The organism is Massilia sp. 01N417 (assembly GCF_056399645.1).
The window spans coordinates 46,935-67,513 of record NZ_JBFTRS010000021.1; the positions used below are offsets into that span (position 1 = coordinate 46,935).

Genomic DNA, 20,579 nt, shown 5'->3' on the forward strand with positions numbered 1-20,579 from the left:
TTGTTACTCAACATATCTCTTGCAACTGTCATAAATAACGAATGAGAGAAAGAAATGAAGGTTCTTCGTCTAATTAGCAGGATTCCTGAGGATTTGCAAAGAGCGGCGTTGAGGATGCGATTGATAACGCCAAAGACCTGTCGGCATTTCACCTGGTTGAAGGCGATCCTTTTATGCCACTCGCCGAAGCGGAAGTATCTACAAGACTCAAGAACGATTTTGACTTGATCGAAAAGCCATACGTAGAAAGCGGAGTGTCGTATAAGGGGGAAGGTATCTTTGTGCTTGATGATGCGTTCACCCCTCCTAAACTTGCAGGCTTTGTTACTTACAAGCCACGCTCACCCGCCCTCACGTCTGCGTCCATTGGCTATATGGTTGTCGAGAAGGGCTATCGAGGGCAAGGCATCTTGAAAATGATGATGAAGGAATTGCTGAGCCAGTATCCTATCGTTGGGCTTGATTGTCCGCCTCATCTAGTAACTCTTTATGAGAAGTTCGGTTTCGCTGTTGCACATACCCAAGAATGTCACATTGCAATGGCAACAGGCCCACTTAATGGAAAGATGGTTAGTTTAGACACTGCTGAGATGATGACTTATCCTGAATTAAGGCAAGCAAAGCAGAGGATATCGGCGATACTTGGAAAAAAATCGCAAGCCGGGTATGTAAAATTTAATCAGCAGAGTGCACTTGCAGTGCGCCAAGCAGAAGAATTCGTTTCTAATAGGATGCGTCGCGAGCGGAAGTGAATTGGTCGTCGTGGATTAATCTGGGAACTAAAATAACCCGATTACATATAAAGAAGATCGTCAGTGTCTTTGGTTAATACAGTGCGGGACAGTAAGTACAGAACTGATCCTGCATGAGTTTATCCGCCTCTTGCGAAATTGTTGCCCCGGTTGCCGCCGGAAGAGTAGCCGGTTTGCTGATTGCGTTGTCGAGTACCGTAAAAATTTTTCCCCTAAAAACCCCCGCCTTGTACGAATCCAATACCCCTCGGCATCATACTAGACGATTTCAAAGTGCTCTCACTAATCATGGGTCGTGTGAATCCGGATTCTATCAAGGACGGCAATTGAATTGCAAAGAGATTGCCGTTATCAAGCAGCGATTGCGTGGAGTTTTCGGGCTCCCAATGTTAAGTCGACGTCCGCTTGCTCGAGAATCCATGCTTCCAGCTTCTCATGATGAATTCGCAGCAGATCCAACGGCCGATTCGTATAGTGTTTCTCAACGGTAGCACTTGGCTTATGCCCTTGAATTTGTGCGATCACGCCAGCAGGCAGGTCGAGCCATTCCGATAATGACTTGAACGACCGCCTCAACCCATGCAATGTCATCCCCTCAATGCCAGCGACAGCACACACAGAGTTGAGTTGATAGTTCGGACTGGTGATATGCCCCCTTTTCGTACTTGAGAACACCCATTCATTACGGCGGGGTAGGGCAGCAAGAAGCGTTGCTACGTACGGAGTCAGCGGAATCTCGCGCTCGCCCTCTACCTTGTCCCTGATCGTAAGCCCCTTCCATCGAAGGTTCAGGTCCTCCCAACGAAGCGCCATGATTTCGCCTGGCCGTGCCCCGGTGAGAAGCAGCGTCTGCAGATAAGCCGCCATCACAGGATTGCCAAGGCTTCGAACCGCGGCAAACCATGCAGCAAGCTGTTCCCGCTGTAGCGAGTCACGTTTGACGCCAGGCTTGCCCAAGACCTCCCGAGCCCTCTTGCTGCGCGCAGCATTAGTGGTAACGGCGCTGCCGTAGACAGGATGCTCCATACACCAGTTGAGAAACGCCTTGAGCATTCGGTGCGCAAGTCTCGCACTTGTCGGCCTTTTAGCCGCCTCTACCTTTGCCCATGCTTCGATTCGTTCTGGTACGAGATCGACAAGGCGCACATCTGCGAGGGCAGCAAGTGGTCCTGGTTCCGTCACCTTCTTCTTGCTACGTGTCCGCGGTTCCCCACCTTCCTTAATGAGTTTGAAGTGGTCAGCGTGGTGGCGCTCGCCCCAGTGCGGCGCTCGGTCCGCAACATACGTTTCCCACACTGTTTTCAAAGTGAGGGCGTCTCGCGCCGCCGCGTGTTTCGCTGCCAGTTCAGCGGCAGCCTTCTCGGCTGCAGCCGCCTTCATGGCCTCGATTTCGTCTTGCTTGACTTGGCGCGGATCCTTACCGCTGTCGACGATGGTTTGCAGCCTCCTGGCCTCGCTCTCGGCCTGTTCGATCGTCCAAGCCTGGGGCGAACCGATGGTGATGCGAATTGTCTTGCCGGCCAAGGTCGATTGAAAGATGAATGCTTTGGCTCCGGTGCTGGTGACCCGCAACGCTAGCTGATGCACCGTCGCGTGCCACAGGAACGACTGCGATTTCCCGTCCTCGCACCTAAAGGCCTCGATGCGGCCTGCTGTCAGTTTTACTCTCGACATTCGTTGCTGTGTCCTTGTCCGCTGATGAGCCCCATGTAACGGCCGTGTAAGTGAATTTCGAGTATATCAATGAACTCTCATCAACACCAAGAACGAGCGAGAAAATCATAACACGATGATTTTTAAGGGTTTTGTAGAATTCTTCAACATTGATCAACGCGCCTGAATACCCATTTTTGCGGACTCATAATCCGTTGGTGCCCGGTTCGACTCCGGGGAGGCCTACCAATATAATCAAGGACTTATGCCATTTTTTGCGAACTTTGTAGTTCTGCAAAAAATGGCGAGTTCCGCAAATTCTCTTCCACAAGCTTACCTCGAGGTGTTTCCATGGACGCAGAAATGCGCGCTCAGGCCACGCAGTATGAGCAGCTGACGCAAACCGTATACCAAGCCATTTTGAGGCGTGAGGGCATTATCAACGTCAATGTGGAGCATAACGTTGATGTCAAAGGTAGATCTGGTGTTGCGCATCAAGTTGATGTGTTGTGGCGCTTCAGGCAGGCAGGGTTAGAGCACTTGGTTTTGATTGAATGCAAAAACTACGCGACGCCTTTAACTCTTGAGAAAGTGCGCAATTTTTTCGCAGTGTGCCACGATATCGGAAATGCCCGGGGCATTATGGTAACCAAAACCGGTTTTCAGTCAGGAACAGTCGAGTTTGGCAAGCACTACGGTATTGAGTTGAAACTTCTACGCAAGCCGACGGAAGAGGATTGGAAGGGGCGAATTAAAGATATTCATCTGAATATCACTGCAAAAACTGCAGTGAGTACAGAGGAAAAGCCGTTGGTCGTACAAGTTCAGCTTGCGCCTTCTAGCGAAGAACAGGCAGACCGAATGGTAGCGCTTCAAGCAAGAGGTCTGGGCCGACTAGCTTATAGGCCAGACGCATGTTTGCTAGATAAAGACCGTCTCCCGATCAGTGACGAATTTCGGTGGTACATTCCACAACAGTTGGAAGTACTGGACAAAGATGACGGTGGCCCATATACACAACGTATCGAGCTTAAAGATGCATACATGCTTATGGATGAGGGGCAACCAACTGAGGAATTAGTTCGTGTTGCCGCACTCGAGTGTACGTTCTATGTAGAGTCGATAAGCCAAGAGATTATTTCTCATGGGGAAAATCTAGTTGAGGCAATTTTGAAAGACTTCAATACTCAAAGTGTTGAATATATACACACTCCGAAACTATCCTAATTAATCCACTATTTCGTCGGTTTTACTAGCTTACCCTTCCGGTGGCGGACATACTGCCTGGTCATCGTAGCCGACGCGTGACCCAGTTGGCTCTGGGCCGCTTCCATGCCTTGCTGCTCTTCCTTATCCGTACCGGCTTTCGCACGTAGGTCGCGGAACTGAAATTCCTTAATCTCGGCCGCCAGCTCAGGATGCTGCTCGGCTGCTTTCGTGCGTGCGCGGTCAAAAGCGTTGCGGAACTGGCTGTAGCTCTTCGGGATCAATCGCAGGCTTGTAACCTTCTCGGCCACGTTTCGCGCCAGGATCCCGACAGTCACAGACCAGTTGATCGATCAAGCCGTCTTCAGGGAGGCATGGGCGACGGTTGAGTATGGCAAGCAAGGCAAGGGTCAAGTATCGATACGAGCCCTTCCATTGCCAACAGGCTCAGACAAATCGACAACAACGTGGTCATTCATCGCAGCTTTTGCTAAACAGGACCCGACCTTTGGCCTGCTGCCGATTCGGATGACACCGCTTTAAGCTTTTTTAGCTTCTTCAAACTGTACTGGACTGACGTATCCCAGCGTCGAATGACGCCGCGTAGGATTGTAGTAGCGTTCGATGTAGTCGAACACGTCTGAGCGGGCCTGGGCGCGGGTACGGTACACCTTTCTTGCCGTTCGTTCGGTCTTGAGTGAGCTGAAAAAGCTTTCCATTGCCGAGTTGTCCCAGACTTTGCCAGCCCGGCTCATGCTGCAGGTAATGCCCTGTTCCTTGAGCAGTTGCTGGAAGTGCTCGCTGGTGTATTGGCTGCCTTCGACGCCCTTCTATGCCAAGCGGTGATTTTGATGGCGTTTATCTCGCGTTGTCGCCGCTGAATGATGTAGAAGACTTCCCGGGCTATATAGCGCTTGAGGCAGCGGATGGCTTCGAGCTTCGAATGCCCTTCATTGAGCCGCTTAGCCACGTATGCCTGGGTACGCGCGTCGGTTCGCAGGCGACCGATGGCAATAATGTGCAGTGCGCTGTTTGCGGCCCGGTCGCCGCCGCGGTTCAAGCGATGCCTCGATACCTTTCCTGAGGAAGCGGGTACTGGGCTAACGCCGCATAGGGCAGCGAAACTGGATTCAGACTGCATTCTTCCGCTGTTATCGCCAGCCGTCAGTAACAGCTGCGATGCCGATTCATACTTAATAGAGTTTTGCTCGATGAGTTCTGGAGCAAGTTCATCGACAAGTGCGGCGATCATGGTATCCAGGTCAGCGATCTCGTCTTGCAACTCCAGATAGCGTCGGCCCAACGACTTGAGCGCGATGCGATAAGCCGAGGTCAGGTTTCGGTAATCAGACAGGTCGGGGCGCCAGGCTGCCAGCGTCCAAATAAGCTGCATACGGGTGAGTGTACGCAGCGATTCTCGCAGCTCGTCTGGCGCACTGATGATGCTATTTTGGATGAGCTGCAAAGCGACACGGCGCGCAGCGATTGCAGTCTTGCGGCAGGCCTTCAGTACACGTAGCGACTCGACCATGCCATCACGCGTTTTGGGTGTGACGGTCCGGACCTCGGCCAACGCCGCATGGGCGGCATTTTCGGCGTCGATCGTATCGTTTTTGCCTCGCTTGCGGCGATCATGTTTATCCGGCGCAGTCACTTCCAGCACGGTCACGCCAGCTTGTTGAAGGTAGCGAAGCAGCCCGGCCCCATAGGTCCCAGTGCACTCCACACCGATTCGCGCAAGCTCGCCAAACGAACGCAGCCAAGCCAACATCTGCTTGTACCCATGACGCGTGCTTGGAAAGTATTCGTTGCCCAGAACGTGATCCTGCTCATCCACCACCGCTGCGAAATGCAGGTCCTTGTGGGTATCCACACCACCGACTACAACCCGTTGCTCATCCATGGCCTGCCGCTCCTTTAGGTAAAGTTAGCGATTCCGCCACTACGAATACCTGGACAAGACAGTAAAGCGACAGAGCGTCAGGCCCTTCTTGGGTCACATGTATCGACGAGGCGAAACCTCGCCGCAAAACGTTGCTGGGCAACCGACAGGTCCAGGGGAAGACATTACTCTGTCGATCAGAATGCGGGTCAGGTTGCCCAGAACGCTGCACGGCACCAGGTCTTCGCTGGCCGATCTATGCTACGAGGATCAGCTCGTCCAGGAATGGCTGGTACAGACATTCTTACTGTCCGAATGGTGGAGCAACGCAGTTGGCTTGCCGCGACGCCAGACACCCATCATCAGCGCATCGACAACAAGTTGCGAAGTCATGCTGTCTTGCATCGACCAGCCAACAATACGGCGCGAATAAAGGTCCAGAACGGCGGCGACGTACAGCCATCCCTCGGCAGTCCAGATATACGTAAAGTCGGCAACCCATTTCTGGTTTGGCGCTTCAGCCTGGAACTGCCGATCGAGGAGGTGCTCTGCTACAGCACTACGCGCTCCACGGTCCTTGGGCAGACCTCGGCGTCGGGGCCGTGCACGCAATGCCTGGTCTCGCATCAAACGCTCGATACGGTGCAATCCACACGACAGCCCTTGCTCAAGGACGTCGCGCCACACTCGCCGCGCTCCATAGGTGCGATCACTGCGCAGGAAGCTTTGCCGTACTTGCACACCCAGCTTTTCGTCTTGTCTGCTGCGATGGCTTGGCAGACGCGTCAGCCAGGCGTAGAAACCGCCCCTCGAGACACCGAGCGCCTCGCACATCAAATTGACCGGCCAGTCTCCTCGGTGCTTCGCGATGAAGCCGAACTTCAAATCGACTCCTTCGCGAAGTAGGCCGCGGCTTTTTTCAACAGATCGCGCTCCATCTTGAGCTTGGCGACTTCCTTGCGCAGCCGCGCAATCTCAGCATCCTGAGCCGTCATCTTGCCATTGCCTGGAAATGCTTCCTCGGGTTGCTCGCGCAATTCGCGCACCCATTTGCGCAGCACGTTTTCATGCACATCCAGGTCTTGAGCGGCTTGGCGTACCGATACCCCGCGTTCCTCGACCAACTTTACGGCCTCAAGTTTGAACTCGCGACTGAACTGCCTTCTTGCTGCTGCCATTGATTCCTCCTGACTTCATGTTCCACCTTAACTTGGTGTCTGTGGAATCGGCAGCAGGCCAGGCACGCCAGTACACCTGCACTTCGCTAGCGCTTTTGCAAATACTCTCTGGACTGATTGTGTTCTGGAAGGTTTCGATTGTCTATGGACTGTTAGCGCTCATGGAAGGGGTAACGTTGTGGATTATGGCAACCCGTGTGAACTGGCCACTATCGATGTACAAGGACATCAAGGTGCGTACATCTAACGACCCGTTCTGCCGTCGAGAGTGGCGCTACGGCACTTCGGCCATAATTGCCTACGCTGAGCTCTATCCAGACAATAGCAACGCTAAATTTATAGCAGCTCACCTTTTAAGTGATGAGCTAGTCAGGAATGAGCTCGAAGTCATGCTTCACACGCTATAGCTACTATTTAGGACCCGAACCGCGATTGTGGACCACATGCTTCCAAGGGGCACTTGCAGACAATTTTTGTATAATTTTACTTGCAAACTGGAAAACTTCATGCATACACTGTGGTCTTAATGTTCATAGGGGTCAACGTGCGCGTTCGAAGTATAAAGCTGACTAATTTTCGTCGTTTCGCTAATACGGAAATTAAAGACATTCCACAGACTGCTAAGTTGGTAGTGCTTGCAGGGCCTAACGGATCGGGTAAGTCTTCACTCTTCGATGCTCTACTGATGGGTTATCGCTATCATGCACAGCTTGGATGGGCAAACGATAGCAAGTACTTTACCCGTGAAACAGTGCTGCATATAAATCCTATTAATATGGTTAATGTCGAGAACCATGAGGGGAAATCTTTTAGTCGTGGCGATGTATATGTTCGCACCGCATATCGATATGATGCCGAGTTTGAAGTCAGTTCTCTTGCTCGGCAAGGACCAATCTTAGATAATTTGCCTCTTCAAAAACTCATCCAAACGGATGCGACCGTAGCTCTCAACTATGGCCGAATTGCATCACAGGCTCTAGAGGATGTATTTGTAAATGAACAGGCTTCAACTACCATTGGGAACTACCGTGACAAAATTATCGGTGAGGTACGTGAGCCAATTAGTCGATTATTTCCGGGACTAATTTTCACAGGAGTAGGTAATCCTCTATCTCAAGGATCTTTCCAGTTTGAGAAGGGTGCTATCAAGAATTTCGATTATCGTAACCTCTCTGGTGGGGAAAAGGCGGCGTTTGACCTAATCCTAGATATTGTAGTAAAGCGTAAGAGTTATTCAGAGGCTATTTATTGCATCGACGAGCCCGAGACGCATATGAATACAAAGGTCCAAGGAGCTGTACTTCAAGAGTTGCTTAACTTGATTCCTGAAAAATCTCAACTTTGGATAGCTTCCCACTCTATTGGAATGATGAGGAAGGCAAGAGAGTTATATAATCAAGATCCTAGCTCAGTAGCTTTCTTGGACTTCAGTGGACACGATTTTGACAATCATACAGTAATCACTCCTACAAAACCTAGTCGGGCATTCTGGGAAAGCGTGTTACACGTAGCGTTAGACGACCTCGCAACACTTGTTGCTCCGCGTGAAGTAGTTATATGCGAGGGAAATCCTGACGGTCCTGTTCAAGGGAAAAATGTAGAGTATGACGCACGTATCTATTCCACGATCTTCGCAGAGGAGTTCCCAGATGTAACATTTATATCGGCTGGTAGTGCTAGCCAAGTATCTGGTGATTTTATGGGTCTCGCTACTGCGTTGCCAAAAGTCGCGGTTGGAATGAGCGTAAGAAGATTAATTGATTTGGATGATCATGCTCCAGCTGATGTCGCAAATTACAGGCAGAATGGGATAACGGTCCTTGGGCGTCGTCATATAGAAGCATATTTATTTGATGATGAAGTTTTGGTCACGTTATGTAATTCAGTGGGGCAGCCTAGCCAATCTAGTGCAATTTTGGCGGCAAAACAACAGGCCATAAGCGAAAGTGTAGATCGTAAAAATGCTCCGGATGATATCAAGTCTGCGGCAGGAAAAATCTACACTGAAACTAAACGAATTCTAGGGTTGACACAGGTAGGCAATGATCGGAATGCGTTTGCGCGTAATACATTGGCACCTCTAATCAAGCCTGGCATGAGTGTTTATTTGGAGCTTAAGAAAGATATATTCGGTAAGTAACGAGTTTGCTGGCGCGGGTGAAGAAGATATATCGTCCAGACGGCTATGCGATACATGATCGTTGTCTTACTTAATTTCCCTTGAAACGATTGCGAAGGCTCCAAATATCATAATTTTGCTGAGATATTTTGAAAGCGGAATGCACTCTACGAAGGGGGTATTCCCCCCGGGGTGGGAGGCAAGGTTGTGCTCAATCGCTGCTCAATCGGTGCTCAATCGGTGCTCAAGAGAGACGCGTTCGGGATGAGTTGCGCTGACCTCCTAGTATGCGTAAACTGTTGATCTGAAAGGGAAAGAGCAGCGGAGGATGCGAGCTTGCAAAGCAAGCGAAAGCACTCATAATCCGTTGGTGCCCGGTTCGACTCCGGGGAGGCCTACCACCATTTCAACATTAGAATCACGGGGTTACGGTGTTCCGTAGCCCCTTTTTTGTTGACCCTGCAAATGGCACTATGACGTGGTTTTGACGTGCAGCAGGGAATCGATCACGGCCGCGTTCCTGGCCATATGGGCCGGCGCCAGATGTGCGTACCGCCGCGGGACCTCGATGGCCAGGAATAGCTCAATCTGTGCTCGGGGTTACGCATCATTTAACCAGGCATTCGGAGTTCTACTTCCTCCTGTACCTTGGATTTGTAGAAGAGGGCAATCATCTTATAAGCCAGCAGGCATTGATGTTGAGACGGGGCTGGCTTAATTGAATTTGCCTAGAAAGGCATGACGCAAATCACCTGTCTTCAGGTGAGGTCAAGGTAGAGGGCACGGCGACATGCCCATGCTGTAACCAAGCGACTCCGCTGGCACAATGGTGGTGGCCCTGTGAAGAGGAACGCGCAGGTCAACCAGCGGTAGGAGCATCTTCGAAACCACTGGGTTGCAATTTGTGGTATCCGACGTATCGCAAATACGCACCTGGACGAAACGAATGCAGTTATCGGCGTTTGTATCACGCATGCAAATCTGCCGATTCTGGGCAGCACAGGTGGGTAATGAGCCTACGTCAATGTCCGCCAAGCTCAACTCGTTGCTTGAGCTCGCTCGCTTAAGTGCCAAATACTCGATCCGAATATTGTCATCCTTGATAGGCGGCGCCAGCGGGAGTTCACCGGGGGAGTTGCGGAATACCGCGTCCACTTTCACTTTCTTGATCGCGGCCGTGTCGCGGGGGTACACGTTGACCGCAGCCGCTGCGGCACGACGCGTAACTTCCTGGAGTGTGTTGTAGATATACATGAGCCGGGCAACCTCGATGATGCCAAACACGAGCGTGAAGAAGACCCCCGCAAGCAGGACAAACTCGAGAACCGCAGAACCCTGTTGCCGGATATGGGGACGGTGACGCATCCCTTTCGATCGATTATTTTCCGACATAGCGCATTGTCACATTCGATTCGACGATCATGTCGAAGGGCAGGTAACTGCCAAAGACGGTGTCGAAGATCTTGAAATTGATAAAAACATTGACGCTGGTCGGTATTGAAGTCGTACTGCCGCAGGTATGGGTGCCGCTGCTGGTGGTGCACTGTATGTCAGCGTCATAAATTTCTTCTCCAGGGCTCAGCTCAGCAACTTCTCTTCTCGCAATCTCAATAGCGATATTCTTGGCATATCCAGCAAGTTTTTTTGATTTCATTTCAGCTTGGGACACGCTTGACATATAGCGCGCAGCGTCCTGCGCGGCTTTTTGCGCGACCGTGTAGTGCCACATATAACGCGCGTACAGAATCAGGGGTACAAGGGTGATGAAAAGGATGGGTAGTACGAGCACAAATTCGACCGCGGCGGAACCGTCTTGGCGCTTGCGTTTGCCCAATCTGGTCCTGTGAATTGATGGGTTCACGGGTAAAGCTCCACAATACCAACGAGTGAATTTTCAGGGGCTGTTCCGGCGAATTCGGCGATGAGTTTGTCCTTGGTGGCTGGAACAGTCATGAAGAACCTGCCTATTCCCTTTACGGTCGCCAATACATTGGAGCCGGATGGGACGGTTTCGCAGGAAAGTAGCGGAATGTTGATTACGCGCCTGGAAGATGCCGCGAATTCTTTCCGTGCTGTATTAGTTGTCGAGGCGATAGTGTTAGGGAAAGAAACGCCGACAGGGTTGTAAGGCGTTCCGTTCTGTGCAGCCGGGGTAACCGGTCGCGGACAAGCCTGTCGCATATAGTTTCTCCCAATCGGTAGTGGCAAAAGGCGCATAACCGGTGTTTGGTTCGGTGGAACTGTACTTCACGGCCTTGGCATAGGCCCATAAGGGACCATATGAGCCAGCCGTCAAGCCTGGGAGGGTACTGCCCGGGGACGGAATGTCCGCCACCGTTTCAAGCCGACCGCGTTCAGTTGTACGCTTTGCCGAAAGAGATCCAGTCGCGGGTACCATCCATGGCGCACCGCCCGCCGTGTCGTATGGGTACGCCTTGATGTTGGTATCGGGCGGTGCATTGCTAGGACTGCAAAGGTTGCCGGTGTAGTCATCGAATCGCGAATTGAGTTGTTTGTAGAGGGATTCGAGCGGCGATGTCGGAAGGAGCGAGGTAACGTGAAGAGAGCCGTCAGTCACACGGGGTATCCACATCGTGCCAGCGCACATGAACGGCCCCATGATGGAAACATCAAATGACGAGCTCGACATGTCCGGCGCAACCACCGGGTTGATTACGAAGCGAGCCGGGTCGGTCGCTTTCGGATTCAGTTGCATGAGGTCATAACTGACGCCGCGGCGGAAACCATATTGCACAAGCTCGGTCGCGGCAAGGCCAGTATTCGTCCGCTCGGCGACAGCATCTTCGGACATTGCACAGATTGCAATTGGAACTATATTGATGCTTGCTCGTCCTGCCACCGCAATTTCGTTGACCTTCACGGTGCGCAAGCTGTCCGAGAAAGCCGCCATAAATATGGTCTTCACCGTGCCAACCGCTGATCCCAGCACGGACGTGTCTACTCTGGCGAAATAGTACTGCGATGGATTAGTGATTTCCGATGCGGACTTCCAAGCTCCAGCCCGGTCCGGCGTGGTTGAGAATTTGAGCGCGGCATTGTCCCACGGAACGGGAATACCATATTGATACTTGAAACTCTTTGCAATTTCCTCCGCTTTTTGTTGGGCTGAAATGATTCCTTGGCTTGTGCCGTTTAATTCCTGGGCCGCGGCCAAGGCTGCGGCTTTCGCTAAGCCGCTTAGGTCCCATGGGTTTCCTCATCAATTCTCTACGTCATATCTAAGGAAATATTGGCTAGCTGAACGATTCTAATAAATCGTCCGGCTTCACGATTGCGGCTAAACAAGCTCGGGAGAGTCGGTCACTTGGGGCAGCGGGAAAAGTACAAGGTTTGTTACGGTTGATAGGAAGGCACGCGCGAGAAAGGGAGAAAGGTTGAGCCCAATAGTATGAGTCCCCCAAGGATGCCGCCCGCCACTAGGAGAAGTGCGAGCCAGCAAGCATTCTTCGTGTCGAAGCCGAGGCTTCCCTGTCCAGGCGACGGATTCTCTGTTCGAAGGCCCTTCGATGACGGCGGTACCGGAGGAGGGACATGCCGGCGGTCGATACGCTCAAGGTCGTACAGGCAGACTCATCAGGCATTTCCAGTATCCACGTCCTTGCCTGCGGCAGGCTGAACACAGTTTCCCGTCCCCGAATTACCCGCCCACCATTGCATTCCCCTCCAAAAAACCGATACTGAAAGTCCGATCATCCGACATCCATGGAGGGGATCATGAGCGAGCAAGCAAACATCAGCCTGCTCAAACAGGCGTACGCCGCCTACGACAAGGGCGACATCCAGACGTTGCTGGGACTGCTTGCGCAGGACATCGAATGGGAACTTCCGGAAGTGGAAGGCATCCCGTTCACCGGCAAACGCCACGGCCTGGCCCAGGTGTCCGACTTCTTCCGCATCCTGGCCGAGTGCCAGGAGCCGCGCGAATTCAAGCCGGACCGCTTCATCGGGCAGGGCGACCAGGTGGTCGTGCTCGGCCACGCCACCTTTACCGTCAGGTCAACCGGCGCCGAGTACAGCGATGAGTGGTGCCACGTCTTCAACATTGCCGGCGGCAAGATCGCGAGCTTCAAGGAATACAGCGATACCAACAAGGCCGCACTGGCCTTCCAGCCGCGGGGTACCGCTACCGGCGCCGCTGCCGGCAAGGGCGCAACGCGTCCGGCTGTCCATTAACCGTCATTCTTCCGTACATGCGGCCGCGCCTCCGGGCGTGGCCGCCTCGTCTTGCCGACGCTACCGATGCTCGGTCACCCCTACCTGCCGGCACATGTCCAGCACAGGGCAGGTCGAACAATGCGGGCGATTCCCGGTGCAGATGTGCTTCCCGAACGGCACCAGCAGGCGGTTGATGTCGATCCAGTATTCCTGAGGCAGCTTCTTTTCAAGCGCCAATAAAGTCTTCTCCGACGTCGAGGCGGAAACATAGCCCCAGCGCCCGGTTACCCGGTGCACGTGGATGTCGACGCTGATCACTGGCGTGCCGCAGGCCACGCCCAGCACCAGGTTCGCGCACTTGGGGCCGACACCGGCAAAGGACAGCAGCACCTCGCGGTCGCCGGGCAGGATGCCGCCGAATTGTTCGTCCACTTCGCGCGCGATGGCCAGGATCTGCTGCGCCTTGCGCTCGTGAAAGGTGCTGGGACTGATCAAGGCGTCCAGTTCTTCCCAGGACAAGCGGCAAACCTCCGCAGGCGTGCGGGCCTGCGCGAACAGCTTGCGCGATACCGGCAGGGTCACCTCGTCGTAGGTGCGGATCGAGATCATGCAGGCCAGCAGCTGCTCGAAGACCGAGGTATAGCCTTCCTCGGCCAGCTGGAACAGCGCCGCCTTCGGCCAGGGCCGTACCGCCTCTTCGATGCGTTCGAATGCGACGCCGACATCGAATGCCAGTTTTTCCATGAGCCCGAACCTCCCGTCGGCAACGCCAGATGGCGCCAGCTTAAGCCTGATGCTGCGCTCGATCCGTTGCGCATCTAACGGTGGCACGGCCAGCCCCAACAGTGCCGACCTCGTCATGCATTTCGCATACACTCCTGCACATGCCGACCCAATATCCCAGGCCCTGGATCGCGGCCATCCTCAGCCTCTTTTTCAGCCCGCTCGGCTTGCTGTACGCGCGCCGCCTGAAGCTCGCGCTCCTGTTCTTCGTCCTTCCTCTCGGCTGCCGCATGCTGGCCTACGTGACCGGCGGCGCAGTCTCGCTGGCCGCCAGCCTCGCCGAGATCGCGTGCTGGGTGGGCGCCGCCGTGCTGGCCTGGCGCCAGGCGCGGTCCGGCGCCGCGCGCGAGCCGCACTGGACCAGCCGCTGGTACGGCATGCTCGGGGTGGCGCTGGCGATGGCGGGCTGCGTGTATGTCTCGCGCCTGTTCTTCTACGAACCCTTCCTGGTGCCCTCGAGCGCGATGCTGCCGACCGCCGGCCGCGGCGACCGCCTGCTGGTACGCAAGCTCGGCTATGGCCACCTGAGCGTCAACACCATGCTGCTGGGCCGCCTGCCGGCGTCGACACCGGTCGCGCGCGGCGACCTGGTGGTGTTCGACGACCCGCTCAAGCGCAAGCAGATCGGCTTCAAGCGCGTCGCCGGCGTCGGCAACGACGACATCCTGCTGCGCGACGGCCGCCTGTGGGTGAATGGCCGCGATACCCGCATCGCCGAACTGGGTGCTTACCGCGGCGCCGGCGGCCAGGGGGCCCAGGTGGACTACCTGCGGATGCGCGAGCGGCTGGACGGCGCGGTGTTCGACACCCTGGTGCAGAAGGCGGGGCCGGCGCCGCTGGAGGCGCCGCTGAATTTTGCCATGCGCGAGCGCTGCGATTTTTCGCGCGACGCCCTGCATTGCACGGTGCCGCCCGGTCATCTGTTCGTGCTGGGCGACCATCGCGACCTCAGCCAGGACAGCCGCTACTTCGGTTTCCTGCGCGCCGACCAGGTGATCGGCAAGGTAGTGGGCATCTATCCGGCCGAATGAATGATGCCGGTCAGGTAATGGCCCGGTTACAACCGCTTGCATTTGATACTGTTTTGCTCTTTTCGGAACAGCCCGCCGCCGTTAATCTGTGCCCATGCGTAACACAACATACAAAAAGGGGAACATCATGAAAAACATCTCTGCATTCGGCACCCGCCTGGCCATGATCGCCGCTTTCGCCGCTGCCGGCGCAGCGCCGCTGGCCGCCCAGGCCGCACCGAACCATCACTCTTCCGCGCAATGCCATAACTGCGGCACCGTGGTCTCGACCCATACTTATGAACGCGCGGCCGAGCGTGGCAGCGGCCTCGGTGCCGGCGGCGGCGCCGTGGTCGGCGGCCTGCTGGGCAACCAGGTCGGCAGCGGCAATGGCCGCACCCTGGCCACCATCGCCGGTGCCGTCGGCGGCGCCTATGCCGGCAACCGCGTCGAGCGCAACATGAACAAGGTCACCTACACCGACGTCCGCGTCAAGATGGCCGCCGGCGGCTACCGCACCTTCACCGAGCAGGGCCGTCCGCGCTTCGGCAACGGCGACCGCGTGCGCGTGCAGCAGAACCGCCTGATCCGCGACTGAGTCCGCGGCTAGGCTCGCGGCCTTGCCTTCCCGATGACCATGCCGCAGGCCGGCAGGGTCGGAATCCGCCCCAGATCGATCGTCAGGTCCTGGGGCGGTACTTCGTAAACAATCTCGGTGGCGAACAGCTTCGCCGCCGATTTCAGCAGGTCGACCGTGGCCGCCTCGCCGGGGCAGCGGTGGCCTGCGTAGTGACCTCCTCCCCCTTGCGGCACCAGGTCGAAACCGCTGCTCTCGTGGCGCTCGAAGCGCTCGGGCCGGAACACGCCGGGGTCGCCCCAGATGGCCGGATGCATGTCGGTGCCGTACAGGTCCAGCAGGACCCAGGTGCTGCGGTGGGCCTCGCCGTCCAGCGCCATCACGCTGCCGTAGTCCTGCAGCAGCGCCATCGTGGTCAGCGTGTGGTCGAAGCCGCCGTCCGCAGGGATCGGGCTGTTGGGGCGCATCGCTTCCTTCCTTTCAGTGCGGGGTCGGGATGTACAGCGGGTCCGGCTTGTCCTGCAGCGCGCGCGGCAGGAAGACGGTGACCGTGGTGCCCTGGTCCGGCACGCTGGCGAGGCGGATATGGCCGCCGCTCTGCTTGACGAAGCCGTGCGCCATCGACAGTCCCAGGCCGGTGCCCTTGCCCTCGGGCTTGGTGGTGAAGAAGGGCTCGAAGGCGCGTTCCATCACGTCCGGCGGCATGCCGCTGCCGGTGTCGGCGACGGCGATCCTCACGTACTCGCCCGGCCGGATGTTGTTGACGGCCAGCGCGCTGCCTTCCTCGACACGGATGTTGTCGAGGGTGATCGTGATGCGGCCCTGGTTGTTCATGGCGTCGCGCGCATTGATCACCAGGTTGAGCAGCACGTTCTCGAGCTGGTTCGGATCGACCAGGGTGTTCCATAATTCGGGCGAGATGTCGAAGCGGATTTCGATGGCGTCGCCGGCCGCGCGGTGCAGCAGGCTGTCCATGCGGTCGATCAGCTGCGCCGGGGCGACCACGCTCGGGTGCAGCGGCTGGCGGCGGGCGAAGGCCAGCAGCTGCGCGGTCAGCTTCTTTCCGCGTTCGACCGCGTCCATGATGCCGAGCAGGCGCTTGCGGCTGCTCTCCTCGTTGCGCATCATGAGCTGCACGTTGGCGCTGATGATGTGGAGGATGTTGTTGAAGTCGTGGGCGACGCCGCCGGTGAGCTTGCCCACTGCCTCCAGCTTCTGCGAGCGCTGCAGCGCCGCGCGCGCATCGACCAGGCGCTGCTGGCGCTCGCGCTCGCGTTCCTCCTGCTCCTTGCGTGGCCGGATGTCGCGCACGAAGGCGATCGCGCCGAAGCCGCCGCCCGAGGGCAGGGCGGTCACCGCGATCTCGACCGGGAAGCTGCGGCCGTGGCGGTCCGCCAGCGTGATCTCGGTGGGGCCGGCCAGCAGCGCGCATTCGCCGCGCGCGGTGAAGGCGGCAAAATGGGCGCGCCAGCGCTCGCGCCACTCGGGCGCCGTGATCAGCTCGAGGGCTTCGCGGCCGAGCGCTTCTTCTTCGCTCCAGCCGAACAGCTTGCTGGCCTGGGCATTCCAGTCGGTGACGCGGCCGTCCGGTCCCACCGCGAGGAAGGCGTCGTAGGCGTTCTGCAGGATCAGGCGGACGCGCCGGCGGTCGGCATCGATGCGGTCGCGCGATTCGCGCAGTTCGAGCGTCATGCCGCCGGCCAGCTGCAGGGCGCGGCGGCGCTCGGTCGCCAGCAGCCACACCACGAGGCTGAGCAGCAGGCCGAGGCCGATGCCGGTCGCCGTGATCGCCGCCGTGGGGCGCTTGTCGAGGGTGGCTTCGAGCCGCGGCGCGGAGCGGATCGCCAGGGTCCAGGTGCGGCCGGCGGTATCGACCACGTCGGTGTGGGTGAACATCGCGCGCGCTTGCGCGGGCCGCGCGCCCGGCGAGCGGTAGAGCAGGGCGGTGTCGACGGCTTGCCGGCCGTCGTAGATATCGACGTCGAGGTCGCTCGCATGCTCGCCGCCCAGGCCGCGCATCAGGTCGCTCATGCGGAAGGGCGCATAGACCCAGCCGGCGATGGCGGCGCGCCGTTCTTCCAGGGTTGCGCGCGGCTCGCCGCGGCGGTAGACCGCCACGTACATCAGGAAGCCCGGCTGCGCGCTGTTCGCGCCCTCCTGCACCAGCGTGACGCGGCCGGTGGCGACCGCCGCGCCGCTGTCGCGCGCCGCCTCCATCGCCGCGCGACGCACCGGCTCGCTGAACATGTCGTAGCCGAAGGCACGCAGGTTGCGGCCTTCGAAGGGCTGGATGTGGGTGACGGAGGTGTACAGCGGACGCGGCCCGGGCGGCTTGACCTCGTAGTCCGTGAAGCCGGCGGCGCGCATGGCGGCGACGTGGGCCTCGAGCCGGGCCGGCGGAATGATGGCGGCGATGCCCAGCGCCTCGATGCCGGGAAAGCGTTCGTTGAGCCTGAGGATGGTGTAGTAGTCGGCGAAATCGCGCTGGCTGACGTCGACCGAGCCGCGCAGGAAACCGCGCGTGCCCTGCAGCACCTGTTCGTAGACCGCCATGCGGCGCACCACGCTGGCGGTGAGGTCGCGGGCGCGGTAGTTGAAGGTGGCCTCGAGTTCGTTCTCGGCGCTGTGTTCGACATTGCCGGCCACCACATAGGTGACGATCAGCGCCGCCAGGAAGACCAGCGCGGCCAGGAGCAGCGGGACGGAAGCCGGGCTGCGCGGCGAGGCTGCATTGGTTGACTGATCGAAAAGCGGCATGGTGGCAAGAGAATACCCGCCCATGCTGTGGCAAGGCGCACAACAGTGGCCGCCGATGGCGTGCCGATGTTGCTCCGGCTACAATGTCGGCACCATTCGACGACGCCCATGCCTGCCTTGCCCTTCCTCTCCCATGCCAGCCTGCCGCGCCGCCTGCAGTGGGCCCTGGCCGCGGTCCTGTTCGCCGTGCTGCTGTGGGCCGCGCTGGCGCCGCTGCATTATCCGACGCGCGAACGCCTGCTGGAATTTCCGCACGGGGCGGCGGTCCTGCGCGGCCAGGCCGGCCCCGTGCTGGTGCCCGCGGAGCTGCGCCTGACGCTGGGCGTGCGCGACGTCCTGCTGCTGCGTAACCGCGACCTCGCGCCGCACGTGTTCGGCCAGGTGCTGGTGCTGCCGGGCCACGAGGTGCGCCTGCCGTTCGAGCAGGCCGGCGACTATCCCTTCGCCTGCGACGTCGCGCCGGCCTCGAAGGTGACGGTGAAAGTGCTGCCCCAGCCGGACCCCGGCTGGGCCCGCCTGCGCTGGCGCCTGGCGGCCCTGCTCGACGCCGTCCGCGATCTTCCCTTGCGAGGTCCGGACGATTGAATCGTGCTCCGTCCCGCGAAGCGAATCTGTCATGATGCGCGCATGGCCACGATCTCCTTACCGCTGTTCCCGCTCAGCACGGTCCTGTTTCCGGATGGCGTGCTGCCGCTGCAGATCTTCGAGGTCCGCTACCTCGACATGATCAGCCATTGCCTGACGGAGGATGCGCCCTTCGGCGTCGTGCTGCTGACCCAGGGCCAGGAGGTGCGCACGCCGGAAGGACTGGAACGCTTCGTGGCCTCGGGTACGCTGGCGTCGGTGCAGGACACCACGGCCTCGACCCCGGGCCTGCTGCAGGTGGTATGCCGCGGCGGCTCGCGCTTCCAGCTGCTCTCCAGCGAGCGCCGCAGCAACGGCCTGTGGATGGCCGAGGCCGAGCTGCTGGACGACGACCACGCGGTGCGCATCCCGTCCGACCTGAAGGGCGCGGCCGACGCCCTCGACCGCGTGCTGGCCTCGCTGCACGACGTGCCGCAAAGCCGCTGGCCGGTGCAGCCGCCGTTCCGTCTGGACGACTGCGGCTGGGTCGCCAACCGCTGGTGCGAATTGCTGCCGCTGCCGAACCAGCAGAAGCAGAACATGCTGATGCTGGACAATCCGATGATCCGGCTCGAGCTGCTGCACGACGTGCTCGACGAGCACGGCCTGATCACGTCCTGAACCGGCCTGGCCGGGCCTTCCCGCTTACTGCCCGGCGCCGGCGTTCGCCGAAGCGCTGCCCCCGATCGACAGGCTGGCGTTCACGGCGCCACCCTTGCCCGCGCCGCCATTGCCGGCCACGCTGCCGCTGCCGCTGCCGCTGCCGCTGCCGCTGCCGTTTCCGTTTCCGTTTCCGTTTGCGCTGCCGTTGCCGCCGCTGACCAGGCCAGGCGCATGCTTGGCGCCGCCGCTGTGCGTAGCGCCGGTGCCGCTTGCCGGCGCCTGCGCCTGCTTGCTGCCGCTGGTCGTGCCCTGGTGAGCGGCATGGAAGGTTTGTTTCGCGTTCGCGGTGCTGGCGGCGCCGTAGCCGCGGGTGGCGGCCAGCTGGGTTTTCGCGCCCTGGGCGGCGGCGTTCTTCGCGGCACCCGCTCCATGGCCGCCGAGCGCCACGTCGCCGTTGCCGTCCTGGCTGCCGTGTCCCATGGCGGCGAGCTGGCCGGCCTGCGCCTTGCCGGCAGCGGACGACAGGCTGCCGAGGCTTGCGCCGCCCTGGTGTGCGTCCTGTGCGGCGGATGCGGCGGAGACGGCAGGCATGGCAGGCATGGCCGGAAGCCTGGGCGCCGCCGGCACGCCGGGCTGCGGCACCGCCGCCGGATTGCCCGCGCCCGCGGCGGCCGAAGCGGTCTGGTTCAGTGCCGCCGCGGCGCTGCCGGACAAGGTCCCGGAAGCTTCGCCGGCGATCGCCCTGGCGGGCAGGGTGCTGCCCGCGGCCGGTGCCGCGGTGGCGTTCTGGCCGGCAGCCGTGGAGACCGCGCCGCCCAGGGCGCCGGACGCTTCGCCGGCGACGCTCTTGCCGAGTGCGCCGGCGCCGGCGTTGCCGGCCGCCTTGCCCGAGGTATTGCCCGATGCACTCCCATCAAGCGCGGCGCCGTTGCGCACGCTGTCGGTATCCGGCGCGCGGACGGCGCGGCGCGCTTCCGCCAGGCTGTCGACGCGCGTGACCGGCACGCCCATGGAGCCGAACTGTCCGCCACCGCCCAGCATGCCGCCGATCGAACCGCCGAGGTGGCCGCCGCCGAGCAGTTGGGCGTGCGCCGAGGCGGCAAAGCCGATGGAAGCGATGAGGGCGATGTGGCGGGCGATCGTTTTGGTATGCATGTCTGTTCTCCTTGAGTTGGCGCGGACTGTCCGCCGCCGTTATCAGGAAAACGATGCTGCTCAGCCGTTTATTCCATCGCTCCCAAAAAAAATCCAAAAAATTT

At 58.6% G+C, this 20,579-nt stretch carries 18 protein-coding genes, 2 tRNA genes and 3 pseudogenes; 11 read left to right on the top strand and 12 right to left on the bottom strand.

All coding sequences use genetic code 11. The annotated features are described in order from the left end of the window. Positions 1-173 precede the first annotated feature (173 nt). Complete coding sequence (locus AC1DOQ_RS20715) at positions 174-752, top strand: GNAT family N-acetyltransferase (protein WP_477368613.1); 579 nt, start codon at positions 174-176, stop codon at positions 750-752. A 351-nt stretch (positions 753-1,103) separates the two neighbouring features. Here AC1DOQ_RS20715 and AC1DOQ_RS20720 read toward each other — a convergent pair whose 3' ends face one another. Next, complete coding sequence (locus tag AC1DOQ_RS20720; protein WP_477368616.1) at positions 1,104-2,426, bottom strand: tyrosine-type recombinase/integrase; 1,323 nt, start codon at positions 2,424-2,426, stop codon at positions 1,104-1,106. Between the two features lie 126 nt (positions 2,427-2,552). On the opposite strand from AC1DOQ_RS20720, the gene AC1DOQ_RS20725 reads away from it, so the two are divergent. Then, positions 2,553-2,654, top strand: a tRNA-Met gene (locus AC1DOQ_RS20725). A gap of 102 nt (positions 2,655-2,756) precedes the next feature. Then, positions 2,757-3,632, top strand: a complete 876-nt coding sequence (locus AC1DOQ_RS20730) for a restriction endonuclease (protein WP_477368619.1) — start codon at positions 2,757-2,759, stop codon at positions 3,630-3,632. A gap of 8 nt (positions 3,633-3,640) precedes the next feature. On the opposite strand, the gene AC1DOQ_RS20735 is transcribed toward AC1DOQ_RS20730, so the two are convergent. The 4 genes and pseudogenes from AC1DOQ_RS20735 to AC1DOQ_RS20750 all read right to left on the bottom strand — a co-directional run. Continuing rightward, positions 3,641-3,922, bottom strand: coding sequence for a tyrosine-type recombinase/integrase (locus AC1DOQ_RS20735; RefSeq protein WP_477368622.1), 282 nt, complete (start codon positions 3,920-3,922; stop codon positions 3,641-3,643). Positions 3,923-4,150: 228 nt separating this feature from the next. Further along, positions 4,151-4,432, bottom strand: a pseudogene (locus AC1DOQ_RS20740) (IS3 family transposase); the annotation flags it as partial. Between the two features lie 17 nt (positions 4,433-4,449). Next, positions 4,450-5,514: pseudogene (locus tag AC1DOQ_RS20745) on the bottom strand (IS110 family RNA-guided transposase); the annotation flags it as partial. Positions 5,515-5,772: 258 nt separating this feature from the next. Beyond that, positions 5,773-6,671, bottom strand: a pseudogene (locus AC1DOQ_RS20750) (IS3 family transposase); the annotation flags it as partial. A gap of 544 nt (positions 6,672-7,215) precedes the next feature. Between AC1DOQ_RS20750 and AC1DOQ_RS20755 the strand changes: the two are divergent. After that, positions 7,216-8,811, top strand: a complete 1,596-nt coding sequence (locus tag AC1DOQ_RS20755; RefSeq protein ID WP_477368625.1) for an AAA family ATPase — start codon at positions 7,216-7,218, stop codon at positions 8,809-8,811. A gap of 304 nt (positions 8,812-9,115) precedes the next feature. Further along, positions 9,116-9,191: transfer RNA gene (locus tag AC1DOQ_RS20760), tRNA-Ile, on the top strand. A gap of 367 nt (positions 9,192-9,558) precedes the next feature. On the opposite strand, the gene AC1DOQ_RS20765 is transcribed toward AC1DOQ_RS20760, so the two are convergent. Further along, a complete protein-coding gene (locus AC1DOQ_RS20765; protein ID WP_477368628.1) occupies positions 9,559-10,155 on the bottom strand; it encodes a TadE family protein in 597 nt (198 codons plus the stop codon). A 13-nt stretch (positions 10,156-10,168) separates the two neighbouring features. After that, positions 10,169-10,624, bottom strand: a complete 456-nt coding sequence (locus tag AC1DOQ_RS20770; RefSeq protein ID WP_477368630.1) for a TadE/TadG family type IV pilus assembly protein — start codon at positions 10,622-10,624, stop codon at positions 10,169-10,171. Positions 10,625-10,741: 117 nt separating this feature from the next. Between AC1DOQ_RS20770 and AC1DOQ_RS20775 the strand changes: the two genes are divergently transcribed. After that, on the top strand, positions 10,742-10,918 hold the full coding sequence (locus AC1DOQ_RS20775) for a hypothetical protein (RefSeq protein WP_477368633.1): 177 nt from the start codon (positions 10,742-10,744) through the stop codon (positions 10,916-10,918). Here AC1DOQ_RS20775 and AC1DOQ_RS20780 read toward each other — a convergent pair. Then, on the bottom strand, positions 10,889-11,965 hold the full coding sequence (locus AC1DOQ_RS20780; RefSeq protein WP_477368636.1) for a hypothetical protein: 1,077 nt from the start codon (positions 11,963-11,965) through the stop codon (positions 10,889-10,891). The two genes, AC1DOQ_RS20775 and AC1DOQ_RS20780, sit on opposite strands and share 30 nt — an antisense overlap. A 560-nt stretch (positions 11,966-12,525) precedes the next feature. Here AC1DOQ_RS20780 and AC1DOQ_RS20785 point away from each other — a divergent pair. Further along, complete coding sequence (locus AC1DOQ_RS20785) at positions 12,526-12,984, top strand: nuclear transport factor 2 family protein (RefSeq protein ID WP_477368639.1); 459 nt, start codon at positions 12,526-12,528, stop codon at positions 12,982-12,984. Between the two features lie 60 nt (positions 12,985-13,044). Here AC1DOQ_RS20785 and AC1DOQ_RS20790 read toward each other — a convergent pair whose 3' ends face one another. Continuing rightward, the gene (locus AC1DOQ_RS20790; protein WP_477368642.1) at positions 13,045-13,710 is read right to left on the bottom strand and encodes an endonuclease III domain-containing protein; all 666 of its coding nucleotides are present in this window, start codon (positions 13,708-13,710) and stop codon (positions 13,045-13,047) included. Positions 13,711-13,850: 140 nt separating this feature from the next. Between AC1DOQ_RS20790 and lepB the strand changes: the two genes are divergently transcribed. Continuing rightward, positions 13,851-14,780 (top strand): signal peptidase I, encoded by a 930-nt coding sequence (gene lepB / locus AC1DOQ_RS20795; protein WP_477368645.1) that lies wholly within the window; start codon positions 13,851-13,853, stop codon positions 14,778-14,780. A 127-nt stretch (positions 14,781-14,907) separates the two neighbouring features. Beyond that, the gene (locus tag AC1DOQ_RS20800; protein WP_477368648.1) at positions 14,908-15,357 is read left to right on the top strand and encodes a glycine zipper 2TM domain-containing protein; all 450 of its coding nucleotides are present in this window, start codon (positions 14,908-14,910) and stop codon (positions 15,355-15,357) included. A gap of 8 nt (positions 15,358-15,365) precedes the next feature. Here the strand turns inward: AC1DOQ_RS20800 and AC1DOQ_RS20805 are convergent, their stop codons facing one another. Together AC1DOQ_RS20805 and AC1DOQ_RS20810 are read right to left on the bottom strand one after the other, a co-directional pair. After that, positions 15,366-15,803 (bottom strand): hypothetical protein, encoded by a 438-nt coding sequence (locus AC1DOQ_RS20805; RefSeq protein ID WP_477368651.1) that lies wholly within the window; start codon positions 15,801-15,803, stop codon positions 15,366-15,368. A gap of 13 nt (positions 15,804-15,816) precedes the next feature. Next, a complete protein-coding gene (locus AC1DOQ_RS20810) occupies positions 15,817-18,093 on the bottom strand; it encodes a CHASE domain-containing protein (protein ID WP_477368654.1) in 2,277 nt (758 codons plus the stop codon). A gap of 108 nt (positions 18,094-18,201) precedes the next feature. Between AC1DOQ_RS20810 and AC1DOQ_RS20815 the strand changes: the two genes are divergently transcribed. After that, complete coding sequence (locus AC1DOQ_RS20815) at positions 18,202-18,678, top strand: cupredoxin domain-containing protein (RefSeq protein ID WP_477368657.1); 477 nt, start codon at positions 18,202-18,204, stop codon at positions 18,676-18,678. A 42-nt stretch (positions 18,679-18,720) separates the two neighbouring features. Continuing rightward, on the top strand, positions 18,721-19,338 hold the full coding sequence (locus tag AC1DOQ_RS20820) for an LON peptidase substrate-binding domain-containing protein (RefSeq protein WP_477368660.1): 618 nt from the start codon (positions 18,721-18,723) through the stop codon (positions 19,336-19,338). 24 nt (positions 19,339-19,362) lie between these two features. Here the strand turns inward: AC1DOQ_RS20820 and AC1DOQ_RS20825 are convergent, their stop codons facing one another. After that, a complete protein-coding gene (locus AC1DOQ_RS20825) occupies positions 19,363-20,475 on the bottom strand; it encodes a hypothetical protein (RefSeq protein WP_477368663.1) in 1,113 nt (370 codons plus the stop codon). Positions 20,476-20,579: the final 104 nt, after the last annotated feature.